The organism is Parafrankia sp. EAN1pec, from assembly GCF_000018005.1.
Classification (GTDB): Bacteria; Actinomycetota; Actinomycetes; order Frankiales; family Frankiaceae; genus Parafrankia; species Parafrankia soli.
This window is the reverse complement of sequence record NC_009921.1, coordinates 3,279,253-3,292,561: the sequence shown is the minus strand read 5'-3', so window position 1 is coordinate 3,292,561 and position 13,309 is coordinate 3,279,253. Positions and strand designations below refer to the sequence as shown.

12 protein-coding genes are annotated in these 13,309 nt (G+C 71.3%); 8 read left to right on the top strand and 4 right to left on the bottom strand.

Annotated features, from left to right (window positions below; translation table 11 throughout):
* Positions 1-9 precede the first annotated feature (9 nt).
* Together FRANEAN1_RS13545 and FRANEAN1_RS13540 are read left to right on the top strand one after the other, a co-directional pair.
* Positions 10-1,851 (top strand): hypothetical protein, encoded by a 1,842-nt coding sequence (locus FRANEAN1_RS13545; protein ID WP_041254130.1) that lies wholly within the window; start codon positions 10-12, stop codon positions 1,849-1,851.
* A gap of 36 nt (positions 1,852-1,887) precedes the next feature.
* The gene (locus FRANEAN1_RS13540; protein WP_020460360.1) at positions 1,888-5,331 is read left to right on the top strand and encodes a CHAT domain-containing protein; all 3,444 of its coding nucleotides are present in this window, start codon (positions 1,888-1,890) and stop codon (positions 5,329-5,331) included.
* Positions 5,332-5,582: 251 nt separating this feature from the next.
* Here FRANEAN1_RS13540 and FRANEAN1_RS13535 read toward each other — a convergent pair whose 3' ends face one another.
* The 3 genes from FRANEAN1_RS13535 to FRANEAN1_RS13525 form a co-directional block, all read right to left on the bottom strand.
* Positions 5,583-6,104 carry a hypothetical protein gene (locus FRANEAN1_RS13535; RefSeq protein ID WP_020460359.1) on the bottom strand — a complete coding sequence of 174 codons (522 nt, stop codon included), beginning with the start codon at positions 6,102-6,104 and terminating at the stop codon, positions 5,583-5,585.
* Positions 6,105-6,402: 298 nt separating this feature from the next.
* Positions 6,403-7,431, bottom strand: coding sequence for a replication-relaxation family protein (locus FRANEAN1_RS13530; protein ID WP_020460358.1), 1,029 nt, complete (start codon positions 7,429-7,431; stop codon positions 6,403-6,405).
* Between the two features lie 163 nt (positions 7,432-7,594).
* Positions 7,595-8,521, bottom strand: coding sequence for a hypothetical protein (locus FRANEAN1_RS13525; RefSeq protein WP_041254128.1), 927 nt, complete (start codon positions 8,519-8,521; stop codon positions 7,595-7,597).
* A 104-nt stretch (positions 8,522-8,625) separates the two neighbouring features.
* Between FRANEAN1_RS13525 and FRANEAN1_RS13520 the strand changes: the two genes are divergently transcribed.
* From FRANEAN1_RS13520 to FRANEAN1_RS38645, 5 genes are all read left to right on the top strand, one after another.
* Positions 8,626-8,979 (top strand): hypothetical protein, encoded by a 354-nt coding sequence (locus tag FRANEAN1_RS13520; protein WP_020460356.1) that lies wholly within the window; start codon positions 8,626-8,628, stop codon positions 8,977-8,979.
* A 17-nt stretch (positions 8,980-8,996) separates the two neighbouring features.
* A complete protein-coding gene (locus FRANEAN1_RS13515) occupies positions 8,997-9,317 on the top strand; it encodes a hypothetical protein (RefSeq protein WP_020460355.1) in 321 nt (106 codons plus the stop codon).
* 54 nt (positions 9,318-9,371) lie between these two features.
* Positions 9,372-9,872 (top strand): DUF3846 domain-containing protein, encoded by a 501-nt coding sequence (locus tag FRANEAN1_RS37030; protein ID WP_020460354.1) that lies wholly within the window; start codon positions 9,372-9,374, stop codon positions 9,870-9,872.
* Positions 9,873-10,271: 399 nt separating this feature from the next.
* Positions 10,272-10,787, top strand: coding sequence for a transcriptional regulator (locus FRANEAN1_RS13505; RefSeq protein ID WP_020460353.1), 516 nt, complete (start codon positions 10,272-10,274; stop codon positions 10,785-10,787).
* A gap of 312 nt (positions 10,788-11,099) precedes the next feature.
* Positions 11,100-11,375 (top strand): hypothetical protein, encoded by a 276-nt coding sequence (locus FRANEAN1_RS38645; protein WP_157472626.1) that lies wholly within the window; start codon positions 11,100-11,102, stop codon positions 11,373-11,375.
* Between the two features lie 76 nt (positions 11,376-11,451).
* On the opposite strand, the gene FRANEAN1_RS13500 is transcribed toward FRANEAN1_RS38645, so the two are convergent.
* On the bottom strand, positions 11,452-12,285 hold the full coding sequence (locus FRANEAN1_RS13500; RefSeq protein WP_020460351.1) for an IS5-like element ISFsp2 family transposase: 834 nt from the start codon (positions 12,283-12,285) through the stop codon (positions 11,452-11,454).
* A gap of 423 nt (positions 12,286-12,708) precedes the next feature.
* Here FRANEAN1_RS13500 and FRANEAN1_RS13495 point away from each other — a divergent pair, with 423 nt between their 5' ends.
* Entirely contained in the window at positions 12,709-13,269 is a 561-nt protein-coding gene (locus FRANEAN1_RS13495; protein ID WP_020460350.1) for a hypothetical protein, read from the top strand.
* The last annotated feature ends 40 nt before the right edge of the window (positions 13,270-13,309 follow it).

Here is a 13,309-nt window from a genome sequence, read left to right as displayed (position 1 = left end):
CTGACTTTCGTGGAGGGCACGCTGGAGACATACGGGCGCCGGGCCGTCATGCAGTGGGCGCTGCGGGACTCCGCCGCGCGGGCGCGGGATGCGCACATCCAGGTCGGCACCTCGTCCGAGGGCGGCTGGTACGTGTGGCACAACGGTTTCGGGCTGCGACGGTTCGAGGACAAGGCCGCGGCCTGGCGGGCCGTCCGCAGCCTGATGGGTCGGCACACCGGCCGGTGGGAGCAGGTCCCCACCGACCCGGAACCATTCATGGAGGCATTCCCACCCGACGGTTCCCGAGTGCTCTACGACACGGTTCAGGACAACGATCTGTATAACCGGTGGGGGGACGATCCGGACTCGACATGGAAACGTTTCCTCACGGCGTTCGGCAAAGGGGAGCGGCTGCGGGTCACCGAGACCCATGCGCTTCTCAACGGAAGTATCGAGCTGATCAAATACCGTGATCCGCTGACAGGTGTCGAGCGTTTCGCTGTCCACACCGCCCGCGAGGAGGGCGTGGACTGGCATGTCGTCGACTATCCCGACTGCGGGCCGGCCGAGGCCGCGTACAGGAAGTCCGTCCGTGCGAACGCCGACGACGAGCTGCCCTACCGTTCCAGCGACGTCGTCGACGTCAGGGTGGACCGCCGGTCCAGGCCGCCGGACGGCTTGTACGTGGATCCCTCCGGCTGGATGATGGCGACAGACGACAAGCACGAGTACATCGACATCCACGGCGTTCCCTCGCGGGTGTCCTGGCCGCCGGCGCCGCCCCTGCGCCGGCCGGGCCCGGTGAGCGCCATGACGACGCAGCCGCGGGACTGGGATCCGTTGGAGGTGCGGGTCCGCGACGTCACCCCCGCGGCCTGGTTGCGGGATGACGCGGAGTTGCAGCCCCGATCGCTGGCGCTGATCGCGCTTACCGACGGACGCCGGCTGCTCGCGTCGGCGCACGACAGCGGCGCCCACGTGTGGAGCACCGGTGACGGCGCGAAGCTCTGCACGGTCTCCGGGCACAGTGAATGGGTACTGGCGGTCGCGTTGACCGCCCTGTCCGACGGACGGGTCGTCCTGGCCACCGGCGGTAAGGATCATCTTGCCCGCGTGTGGTCCGCCCAGGACGGAGCGGCCCTGGTGGAGATCGACTGGCACGAGGCCCCCGTGAACACCGTCGCCTGGGCGTACCCACCCGGCGACGTCCCCTGGTTGATCACCGGCAGTGATGACGCGCGGGTGCGCCTGTGGGATGTGGAGACCCAGCGTTCGGTCGGGGAGTTCGAGGTCGGCAGCCCCCGTGTCGACCTGGTGTGGTCGGTGGCGGCCGTGGTGCTCTCCGACGGCAGCGTCTGCGTGGTGGCCGGCGTCGAGGACATCGATGCCGCCCGTGTCCATGTCTGGAACAGCTCCGAGCAGTACGTGCGCAGCGGGGAACGGACGAGGTCACACGAGTTTGTCGTGGACTGCGCCGGCTCGATGTCGAGTACGCCTGCGGTGGCCGTGGCGACCCTGGTGGACCGTTCGTTGCGGGTGGCGGCGATCGCCGGGTCGACCGTGCGGATCTGGGACGGTCACACCGGCGAGGTCCTGCGCACCCTGCCCGCGCCCGGCGACGGGCACGGCGGGGATGTCGCCCTGGCGGTGCTGCCCGACCTGCGCGTGGTCGTCGCCGCGGCCCGGGGCCGCCAGACGCTGGTCTGGGAGGTCGAGTCCGGTGCCGTACTCGCCCGGGTCGACCAGCCCACCGCCAGCTTCCCGCCGATCGTCAGCCTCGTCGCACTTCCCGACGGCGGACTACTGCTGGCGACCGGACGGGGTGGCGGGGGACCGGCCCGGCTCCTGCAGGTGGACCCACGTTGGTGACCGTCCACGGCCACACGGACAAGGAAGCCGGTAGCGGTGCCGCTTGACGACCTGACCTGGCGGATCCGCGACCGGATCGAGCAGTACGACCGGACGAGGCAGGTCGCGGAGATCCTCGACGCCGACGCCGACCGGGACGCCGCCGCCCTGTGGCGGCTGCTCCACGCCGTCGACCTCACCACCTCCTCCCCCGCGCTGGACGCGGCGTTCTCCATCGCCAGCGCCACCCTGGGCCGGTTGCACCACCGCCGTTACCAGCTGCTGCCCGTGGGCGCCGGTCTGTCCGAGCTGGCCCGGTGCCTGCTGTGCCTGGAACCGATCTCCGACGATCACGAGGCCGTCCCGTCCGAGCTCGTGCCCGTGGTCGGGCGGTTCACAGATCCCGACGTCCAGGCCGCGCTGGGCGTGCAGCTGCTCGATGCCGCGGCCGGAGGCGAGGATCCCGCCCTGCTCGACGCGGCCATCCTGCTTCTGGCCCCTGCCGCGACCGCGCGGCCGCGGCAGGGTCAGGGGCCGCGGCGGGGGCCCGGTCGGAGCGGCCGGCTCTCGGCGCTGTCCACCGCGTACCGCCGACGGCACGAACGCGACGGCACCACCACCGACCTCGACCGGGCCCTCGACACCGGCGAACGGGCCGTGAGGCTCGCGGACCAGGATGGCGGGGCGCCGGAGGTGTCCGTCCAGGCGTGGACCGCCCTCGCCCGGGCCTACCGCTGCCGGTACCGGCTGCACGCCGATCCCGCGGACCTGCAGCGCGTCATCGACCTGTCCGAGCGGGCCCTGGCGCATACCGGCCCCTCGGCGAACCAGCTCGCGGACCTGGCCACCGCCTATCTGCACCGGCACGAGCACACCGACTCACCCGCGGACCTGGAACGGGCCGTGGACCTGGCGGAGGACGCGGCCGCGCTGCCCGGCGGGCAGGAGGACCCCGACGTTCTGTCCGCCCTCGGCCGCGCGCTGTTGCGCCACTATGACCGGTCCGGGCAACGCTCCGAGCTGTGGCGGGCGGCCACCCTCGCCGAGCAGGCCGCGGCTGCGCTGTCACCACGCGACCCGCGGCGCGCCACCTACCTGTGCGCCGCCGCCGCGACCCTGCTTCGGCGGCACGAACGCAGCGGGGCACTCGGCGACCTGAACCGCGCCGTCGACCTCGGCCGGCAGGCCCTCGCGGCGATGCCGGAGACCGACCCCGCCCGGGCAGACGCCCTCGGCCGGCTCGCCGCCGCGCTGCACCGGCGTCATCGCAGCGCCGGCGCGGACACCGACCTCGACCAGGCCGAGGACCTGGCGAGCTGGGCCCTGGCAGCGATCCCGCCCGGGCATCCGGACCGGGCCGGTGCGGCCCTGGAACGCGCGGCCGTCCACCTGACCCGCTACCGCCACAGCGGCGTGACCGCCGAGCTCGCGCGTGCGATCGAACTCGGCGAGCAGGTCACGGCGACGGACAGCACCTCCCTGCCGGGATGGTGGTCGCTTCTGGGTGACGCCTACCAGCAGCGTCATGCGATCAGCGGCGAGGCCAGCGACCTGGACCGGGCGGTGGAGCTCGGCGAGCGGGCCCTGGCGGCCACCCGCGAGGACGACGTGGCACGCGCCGAGCGGTACGCCCGGCTGGCCACCGCGCACTGGCGCCGGCGCAGCCACACGCCGGGTGGCGCCGACCTGGACCGGGCGATCGACCTGAGGGAACGGGCCGTCGCCGGCACCCCCGCCGACCACCTGGACCTGCCGGATCGACTGGCCGACCTCGCCGCCGCCCACCTCGACCGCTACCGTCTCACCGGCGCGGCCGCCGACCTCGACACCACTGTCACTCTGTGCGAACGGGCTCTGGTGGCGCTCCCGGTCGACCATCCACACCGCTCCCGGTTCACCGCCAGCATGTGCGTCGCCTACCTGCAACGGATCGCCGGCGCGGGCCAGGCCCCGGACCGGTCACGACTGCGGGAGCTCGCCGACGGGATGACCGGCGCCCAGGGCGCCGCCCCCGCCGACCGGGTGTCTGCCCACCATGCCGTGGGCCGGCTCGCGCAGAGCGCCGGGCAGCCGGCGCTCGCCCTCGCGATGCTGGACGCGGCCGCCGCTCTCCTGCCGTCGGTGGCTCCCCGCGAGGCGGGCTGGGCCGACCAGCAGTACCGGCTCGGTGAACACGGCGGCCTCGTCGGAGCCGGGGTGGCCGCGCACTGCGCGGCCGGTGACCCGGCGGGCGCCGTCGAGTTCGCCGAACTCGGCCGCGGGGTGCTCCTGGCGAGCCAGGCCAACACCCGGGCCGACCTCGACGAGCTCGACGACCGGGCACCACGGCTCGCCGCCCGCTTCCGCTGGGTCTGCGAGCGGCTCAACACCCCCGACTTCCCCGCCGACGAACGCCGCCGATGGTGGGCCGACTACGACCGGCTCCTCGTCGACATCCGTGCGGTCCCCGGCCTCATGCACTTCGTCGCGGCGCCGCAACTGGCGGAGCTGGCCCCCGCCGCCGCGGGTGGGTGCGTGATCCTCGTCAACGCCGATACGCACCGAAGCGACGCCATCCTCGTGCGGGCCGACACCGACCCCGTGTCCGTCGCGCTGCCCGACCTGCGGCCGTCCGACGTCAACAAGCAGGTCACCGCCTTGCTCGCCGCCCTCAACAGCGGCTCCACCCTGGCCGGGGCACTGCGTCGGCGTCTGGTGGTGACCGCGGTGCTGGGCTGGTTGTGGGACGTCGTCGTGGCCCCGGTCGCCGCCGCCCTGCCTCCCGGCGACACTGCCCAGCGGGTGTGGTGGCTGCCAACCGGGCTCCTCGGACTGCTGCCGTTGCACGCCGCCGGCCACCCCGGCCAGGACGGCGCTCTCGACACCATGATCTCCTCCTACATCCCCTCGCTGCGGGCACTGCGGGCCGCCCGCAGCCGCCCGCCGGCCCGACGGCGCCAGAACCTGTCCGTCGTCATGAGCGCCACCCCGGACATGCCGGAGCTACCCGGCGCCGAAAAGGAGGCGGCCGTGGTGGACGGCCCGTCCCTGCTCAACGCGGACGCGACCGCAGATCAAGTCCTGACCGCGCTACGGCAGACAACCTGGGCGCATTTCGCCTGCCACGGCGTGATCAACGCGACCTCGCAGGTCGACAGCGGTCTGCGGGTGCACGACCGCATCCTGACACTGCCCGAGATCGGCGGTCTGCGGCTGACCGACGCCGAACTCGCCTACCTGTCCGCCTGCTCCACCGCCAACCACGGCACCCGCTACGCCGACGAGGTGCTGCACCCGGCCGCCGCCTTCCAGCTCGCCGGTTTCCGGCATGTGGTGGCCAGCCTGTGGCCACTCGCCGACGGTGACGCCGTGGACGCCGCCCGCGCGTTCTACCAGCATTTCGCCGACACTCCGGTCGCCGACCAGGCAGCCCCCGTGCTGCATACCGTCACCCTGCGTCTACGGGACCAGTATCCAGAACGCCCCGACCTGTGGGCACCACTCGTCCACAGCGGCCCCTGACGTCATCAGATGGTCCAGCTGCCCGGTCCGCTCCCACCTCCGGGCCCCGCCGAGAGTGGGCAGGTACCCAGGCATGGTGGGGGTGGTCCGCGGGGATGGTTGCCACCGCGTCCCGGCCGGCCCTGAGGGCAGCGACGACATGAGCACCGAACCTTGTAGGCGAAACAACTCAAGGCGAGGCCGTCAGAGCGAAGTGAGCGAACTGCCGGTGCCAGCCCATCCCCTCCCGGTCCGCACTGGGTGCGATGTGGTCAGCGTCGTGTGGGCAGGGATGGGGTGATCTCGCTGAGGTCGATGTCGGCGACCAGGAGGCGGTGCAGGGCGCCGCCGGGATGGCGGGGCAGGGGCTGGACGGGGCTGGTGAAGTATTCGAGGTCGTCAAAGATGGGCTGGCCGTCAGGTCGGCGGGCGAACTCGATGCGGCCGTAGTCGACGCCGTCCGTGGCGTCGTAGCTCATCCAGCTGATCGTTTCGGTTTCGCCGGGCTGAATCGGCGCAGTGTACAGCGGCCGGGCCTGGATGATCTCGCCGTTGTCGTACCAGACCTGGGGTACGGCGAGGACCCAGCGGTGGCTGTGGATGGCTTTGGCGGTGGCGGCGGCGCGGATCTCGAAGGCGAGGGCGGTCGCCCAGCTGGTCAGATAGGGATAGTCGCTGAGGAACAGGTTCCGATCGCCCTGGAGTCCCAGGATGGCGGGGTAGTCCCCGACACGCAGGGCGCGCTGCACGCGGCTGGTGATGTCCTCGACGAGCGTCCAGGTGTCAGCGTTCACGGCACAGTCCTCTCCGGTGATTCCCACGTCCGGCAGGGCCGGCCCTGCCGGTATCGGGCCTCTACTTGTTCATGCGGGGCGGGCGTCGTCCCGACCGTCCGCGGCCGTCGTACTTTCCGTCAGGCCGGTGCGGCGGGTGATGATGACGTGATGCTCCGTCACTCCGATACGGGCCTGCCGACGTCCCGACCGTCCGGAGAGCCGGCCGAAGCGGACGTTCTCCCGCGCTGGCAGTGCCTTGCCTGCCGGCTGCAAAGGACAGCAGGCAGACACCACCAGCGCGGATGGGCAGTCCCGGTCAGGCAGCGGGATGCAGGCTGGTGGGTGGTGGCATCGGGTGCGGCGGGTGCAGCCGGCCGGACGGGTCCGACGGGCCGGCGGTGTCGTCCTGGCGGACGGTGGGGCGTAGGTGTGGCGGGACGTCGGGGAGCTGGTGCAGTCCGAGCCGGCCGGGCCGGGTCGTGGTCAGGGGGAGCCAGCGGGCCAGGGCGGGGTCGAGATGCTGGTCGGGTGGGGTGAGGTCGGCCGCGGTGGTGGCGACCGGCACCAGCTCGGGCCGGTCGAGGTTCTGCAGCGTCTGTGCCATCGCTGCGCGGAGACGGGCTTCGCGCCGGGCCGTGGTGGTCCACAACAGGATCGGGGTGGCGATTCTGGTGCTGGTAGCGAGCTGGTGGTAGGCGGCGAGTTTGGCGGTGACGCGGTGCAGGGGTTCGGTGCCGTAGTCCAGTTCCAGGAACCACTCGACCGTGGCACCGCCGCGGGTCGTCCAGCGGCCGTAGGCGTCGGGGCGGACGATGTCGCCGAAATGCCGGGCGCAGCGTTCTTCCGGCCACCAGGCGGTCAGCTTGCCGGCGGCGCCGGGCTGGCGGGCGTGGTGGATGAGGCGGGTGAACATGCCGTTGACCGCGACCCGGTGGGCCAGGTGCAGGGAGTGGGCGATGCCTTTCGCCCGATCGTGCTGGTAGCCGATCTTCTTCGGGTCCAGGCCGTCTTCGTGCGCCAGTACGGCCGCGCCGGCGACGTCGAGGATGTAATGCATGGGCGCCAGCCCGGCGGGCACCAGCGGCTGGAACCGGTCGAGGACGCGCCAGCGGTAGAGCTCCAGCAGGCGCAGGTTCGCCGCACGCCGGCCGGTCCAGCCGAGTTCGACGATCTGGTGGGTAGTCAGGACCCGGTGCTCGTGCAGCATCCGGGTGATCCACCGGTCCCGGGGGGTGAGGTGGCGGGCCAGCCACAGCTGGTGCTCACTGCCCGCGACGGTGCGGGCGGCGGGTCGGGCGTAGGTGCGGCGGCCGAGATGGTTCTGCTGCGGAGGATTCGTGATCACGTGTGCGGTCTCCCTGGACGGTGACGCGGGCGGCGGTCGACGGGCGGGCGGGGCTGGAGGGGCGGGGCCAGCGCTCCGCAGGGCGGGGGTGACCGCGCCGGCATCTGCCGGCCCGGCGCGGACCGCCGGTGCACGCTGGCCCCGCCCGCACGGGCGGGGGTCGTCATCCGACCGCGGCGAGTACACCCGGCGGGTCGGCCGGCTCCGCCGGCCCGATCTCGACCAGCTCCACACCATCCCCGTCCCCGTCCCCGTCGCTGTCGGGGCGGCTGGACAGGAGGAGGTCGCCCGCCGCGGGGGCACCGGCCGGGCCGTGTTCGTCGAGGACGCGGCGGGCGTCGGCGCGTAGCCGCGTGACCAGGCTCCGGGCCCGCTTCGACCCCACGTGCAGTCGCTTACGCAGCTCGTCCGAGGAGATCGGCCGGTGGTTCTCCTCCCAGTACAGGGCATCCTCGCGCCGCGCCCACGCCAGCCACTCCTCATCGGACAGCCCACCCGAAGCCGTGGCGGGCCGACGCTGCCGAGGAACCTCCGGCGACGCCGGCGGCGGGATGGTGCTGCCGCCGTCGGTGGTTGGTGCCGGCGGCGTGGCGTCCACACCAGCCGGCGGATTCGAGGGATTCTGGGGGCATGCGGGCGGGTGGCGCATGGCCTGCAGCAATCCTGGGCCGACCTCACTCCAGCCGATCAACAAAAGCGGACCGACGCTGTCGAACGCGGCCTTCGCGTAGTCACCCGCGATCACCGGCTCGGCGATATTGAGCGCCAGAGTGACAATGCTGGAGAACACCAGCAGCCGCCGGGCCGGACGCAGAAGTTCGATGGGAGCGCCCCGCAACGCCAACTGCCGCGTCCCGAGCAAAAGCCCCACCACAGAAAGATCGACGGCCGGGGCCACCAGCGGCGCGATCCAGATCGGCACCCCCAACCGAAGCCCGAGTTGGAGGACATTGCCGAAGCCGAACAAGAACGTCAACCCGACAACCAGCGCCATGATCAAGGTGACCAGGGTGACCGCGATGTCCTTGCTCTGGGCCGGCACGTCCACGGCCGAAGCACCGGCCGGGCTGGTGCTGTCCGGGGCCATCATGCGTCATCCCTGGTCAGGACACGTGTCCCTACCGGACGAACGACGATCTCAGGACCTTCAACCAAGATCGTCCGGTTCTTATTGTGGTCCTGCCGGTGCACCCGATGGCCAGCTGGGAACCCGGCAACGTCCACCTCCCGCTGCGGATCAGTGTCTGCTTCGACGAGGCCGGCATCCTGCTGATCCACATCGACACCGCCGCGACCCTCCACCTCGCCGACGACGCCCCGCCGTTCGAGATCTACGTCGATGGCGGCCACGTCCACGGCGACCTGGCAGGGGTCGACCGGTTCGACTGCGCCAACCCCGGCCACGGCCACCACGTCCCCTGGCGCGTCGCCGCACGAGGGCCCGCCTCGCCCCGCGACGAGCACGCGCAGACCGAAGCATCGCGTGACCGTCAGGAACCCGCAGTGGCGAACGCGACGGAGCGGCCTGACGTCACCGGCGCACTCTGATCATCCGGGGGCCACCGATGTTCACCCGGCCCGCACCGCCGTGCCCTGGCTGCGACGTGCTTCCCGGCCGGCGCCACCACGCCGACTGCGATGTCGCCCGCTGCCGCCAGACCGGGCTGCAACGCGCCGGCTGCGACCAGCCGCATGACCACGGCGACGACCCGTGGACCGGCACCTATCCCGGCGAGGCCGAGTGCCGGGCGTTCGGCTGGATGATGCCCGCCCCGTTCGAGGCGTTTCCCGACCTCAACCGCCTCTACGGCGAAGCCGTCTGGGACCCACACACCGGCCAGTGGACCCGACCCTCCACACCCACCAGCCCCAGCGACCAGCACTGACCCCCGTCGGGCCCGGGACAGGGCGGCGGTCGCCTTCCCGGAAAGCAGCCGAAAATGATCAAAATAAGGGTGGTGCCGGCGGACCCGTTGCTGCCGGTCCGCCTGGTCGACCATGACGAAACCAGCCTGCGCGCCGCGCAGGCCCTCGTGGGCGGACCGATCGAACCGATCGGCCTCACCCGGCCCGCCGCGACGCTCTACGTCAACGAGAACGGCAAGATCGATGGGCTGCCGCGTAACGGCCGGGCCACCCTGCTGACCTGGGTCCACGTCCCGGAGCTACGCGGCCAGGACGTGATCGTCGGAGATGCCTACCTGGCCGGCCCGGTCCGCCGGGGCCTCGACACCGACACCCCCGCCGACCTCATCGCGGTCCTGACCGGCACCGCCGCCGTCCAGGTGCAGACGCGGTCCCGCCGTCGCAGGTGGACGACGCTGCCGAGCACCGTGGGCACGGTCTACGACGAGCCGTTCGACGCCTACGCCACCGCCCTGCTCGCCCTCGACGACCCGGACAGCATCGATGTCCGGATCATCCCCACCGGCCAGACCTGAACGTCCGACGGCACAGGATCGACAACGACAATCCAGGCCCGACGGCGGCACCGTCAGCGACTCCGCCCCGACCACCGTACTCGCGGAACCTCCGCGTCGGTGATCTCCACGCCGGCCTACCGACCAGCTCGCGCCGCCGGTCCGAGTTCGTCACCGGCCCGTCCGGAGACGCCCGCCCGAGTGAACACGTCGGTATTCGGCGCAGCCGCATTCGACAGGTCGCGAGCTGCCGCTCGGCTCGCCCCGCTGGTCCCGGTCGGGACCAGCACCCTGATCGCTCGCTGCGCGGGCTCGTGTCGCACACAACCCGCCTCGGACCCACCGCCCCGAGGGAAGCGCGCCTCGATCGCCGCTCCCTGCGCCATTCCGTTCCCAACCGCTCATCCACCAGAAGAAAGCATGACTATGACCAGCGAAAACCGCGCCTACGCCCGCGAGGTGGGCGCCCGACTGCGCGCCATCCGCACCCAGCAGGGCCGTTCTCTCCAGCAGGTCGAAGCCCTCTCCTACGGCCGGTGGAAGACCGCAGCGGTCGGCTCCTACGAACGCGGCGACCGCATGGTGAGCGTCGAGAACCTTGCCGCCCTGGCCGCGTTCTACGGCGTCCCCGTGGCCGAGCTCCTGCCCAGCGCACGACCCGACCCGCTCCCGCCGCGCACCGCCCGCGTCGTGCTCAACCTGCCCGCCCTGACCGCCGTGCCCGGCGAGGACGCCGGGCCGCTACGCCGCTGGATCGCCGAGATCCAGCGGCGACGCCACGACTACGCGGGCCGGGTCCTCTCGATCCGCGAAGGAGATCTGCGCACCCTCGCCATCCTCTACGGCCGCACCCCCGACCAGCTGATCGACATGCTCCAGCAGTGGAAGGCACTCGACCCCACCAGCGACGTCGGAACCGCCTCGGACACCGCCTGATCCACCCACGCTGGCAAAGTCATCAGGCTGGCCGGCGACAGTGCGAGCGCCCTTCCTCACACCGTGCTGCGGTGTGGCGCGGTCCTCCACACCGCCCTCGTCACCGTGTGCACAAGGCACGAGACCACGCTCGGCGAAGCCCAGCACCCCACGATCCGGCGGATCGTCGGGCATCCCCGGCCAAGCGGGACGCGGCGAGATTCCCCGCCGCGCACCCGCCATGGCCATCCCTGGGACCGCGAGGCCGCCCGCGTCGAGTAGGGACCCTGCTTCCCCTCCGAACCTTGCTCTCGGGAAAGAGAGGTGTTTGCTATGCGTGAATTCATCGCCCGCCGCGGCGCCGACGACGCATGGCTGTGCCGGTGCGACAACACTCCAGACGAAGACGGATTCGTTCCCGTTTCCGGACGCCGTGAAGTCGCACCGACCTCGGCCCGGTGGCATGGCCACTATTGCTGTGTCCGCTGCGGCCGGATCATCCGCTGGCCGACTCGGCAGATCATCGGCCACCTCGACCTCGCTGATCTCAGGCTACGAAACCGCGCCCCGCAAGCGCGTGGGCCAGGCTGGCTGCGCCATTCCGCATGAAGGAAAGACAATGAACCTTTCCCGGCAACCATTCGTCACCTTGCGTAGCAACAGTTCCGTGTTGCGGTGTTGGGGTTCAGGCAGTCCTGCGGTGCTCGGTGTGGAGGATGACGAGGGCGGCTTTCGCGACGAGTCCGATCTTCCAGGGGTCGATCGTGATGTTGCGGAGCAGCCGAAAGGTGACCTTGAGCAGCGCGTTCGCGCGTTCGCCGACGGCGCGCAGCGCGTTGTGGACCCGGTTGTGCGCCTTCTGTTCGTCGGTGAGTGCGCCGCCCTTGGGCTTCTTGTAGGCGGTCGCGAGCGGTCCGGCCGGGCTACCCAACCCTTCGTAACCGAGGTCGAACAGGACCTCGTGCAGGTCGGCGGCCCATTCCTCAAGGATCGGCTGCGCGCCTCCGGCGCACAGCGCGGTCGAGTCGTGCTCGCGGCCGGGCCTGACGTCCGAGACCCACAGCGGCCAGCCGTCGTCGGGGGCCGAGAGGATCTGGATGTTGCCGCCGTGGTTGGAGATCTTGCCGGACCACCACAGGTCCACGCCCTCGGTCGGGCCGGGCATGCGCAGCCGGTCGGTCTCGATGATCGTACCGTCGATGATGAGGTGGCCGTAGCCGGCGATCCTGGCGCGCATCAGCGCTTCGCGCAGGTCAGGGGCTTGCCAGGCAAGCACGGCGATGCCCTCGTGCAGGTAGCGGTAGCCCACCGACCGGGACACCCCGTGATCCTTGAAGAGCCGGCTGGTCCTGGTGCCGTCACAGAACCAGCGCAGGACCATGACCGCCTGTTCCAACGTGGACAGCGTGCGGGTGCCGTTGCGAGTGCCGCGACGCTGACGCTCCGCGACGAGAAGACCCGCCAGGCGGAAGACGGTGTGATCGCCGAGGGGCAACTCGGCGGTGTATGTGAAACTCATGGAGGCGCGGGGTTCCTTCGGAGTTGCTCTTTGGTCGGAACAACTTCCTATCGGAGCCCCGCGCCTCCGTCGTCGCAGCCCCGGGGACACTCACACCGCGCAATGGTCACCGAACGTCACGGGCCGTTGCTGGGAATGGCTCAATCATGGGATACGAGCAGAACATGCGGCTCCGACGGCGGGCTACGTCTGGAGGATCGGTTCGGTGACGAAGATCGATGACGGCCGACACGTCATCGACCTCGGACACGACGACACGGTGACCACCGCGACACCGTCAGCAGTCTGTGACACGCGCAGATCGGGTCCGGCCAGGCCACGCGGGTAGCGGCCCCTGCCGCAGACAGGCCGCTACCCGCCAGACCAGACTGGAACCAGCCGGTCCCTGCCACGACACCCGACCCGACCGAAGAGGACGCCCCGGTGAACATCGAGTCCCACATCCTGCTGGACACGACCATCGGCGAACTCCAGGACGCGCTACGGGCCGGCGACCAGCCCGCCCTCGCGGTCCTGGAAGGCCAACCCACCCGCGAGCACCGCTTCGGCGACTACCTGCGCGACCCCGCCAAGGCCGTCGCGTACGAGCAGCAGTTGGCCCGCGAGGTCGCCGGCATCGACCTCGAACGGCTGATCATCGCAGTGCCAATGATCGTCACACCACGTCCGCTGGTCGGCGAGGACTCGGTACTCCTGCGCTCGCCCTTCACCGGCCCGCTGCGCGACGACCTCGACGAATACGACGTAATCGCCTACACGATCTTCGATGTCGAAGAGGGGGTCACGACCGGGACGGCGCTCTACACCCGCAATCCCGATGGCACCTACACCTTCGGCCTCGACGGTGACGAGACGTTCACCGTGACCGTTCCGATAGGCCCGTCGCGGAAGTTTCCCGGGATGGCGTTGTTGCGCGAGATCCTCGACGAGACCCTGCACCTGCGCGCCGACCTGCGCCGAGAAGGCGACCCGGAGCCGCGCTGAGGCACCCGCCCCGCGGCCCCGCTCCCAGGCTGCCAGCCTC

Excerpts from the sequence above, each read along its gene's own strand:
- FRANEAN1_RS13525 (WP_041254128.1), bottom strand. The coding sequence starts at position 8,521 with ATGATGGCCCCGGACAGCACCAGCCCGGCCGGTGCTTCGGCCGTGGAC.
- FRANEAN1_RS13520 (WP_020460356.1), top strand. The coding sequence starts at position 8,626 with ATGGCCAGCTGGGAACCCGGCAACGTCCACCTCCCGCTGCGGATCAGT.
- FRANEAN1_RS13515 (WP_020460355.1), top strand. The coding sequence starts at position 8,997 with ATGTTCACCCGGCCCGCACCGCCGTGCCCTGGCTGCGACGTGCTTCCC.
- FRANEAN1_RS37030 (WP_020460354.1), top strand. The coding sequence starts at position 9,372 with ATGATCAAAATAAGGGTGGTGCCGGCGGACCCGTTGCTGCCGGTCCGC.
- FRANEAN1_RS13505 (WP_020460353.1), top strand. The coding sequence starts at position 10,272 with ATGACTATGACCAGCGAAAACCGCGCCTACGCCCGCGAGGTGGGCGCC.
- FRANEAN1_RS38645 (WP_157472626.1), top strand. The coding sequence starts at position 11,100 with ATGCGTGAATTCATCGCCCGCCGCGGCGCCGACGACGCATGGCTGTGC.
- FRANEAN1_RS13500 (WP_020460351.1), bottom strand. The coding sequence starts at position 12,285 with ATGAGTTTCACATACACCGCCGAGTTGCCCCTCGGCGATCACACCGTC.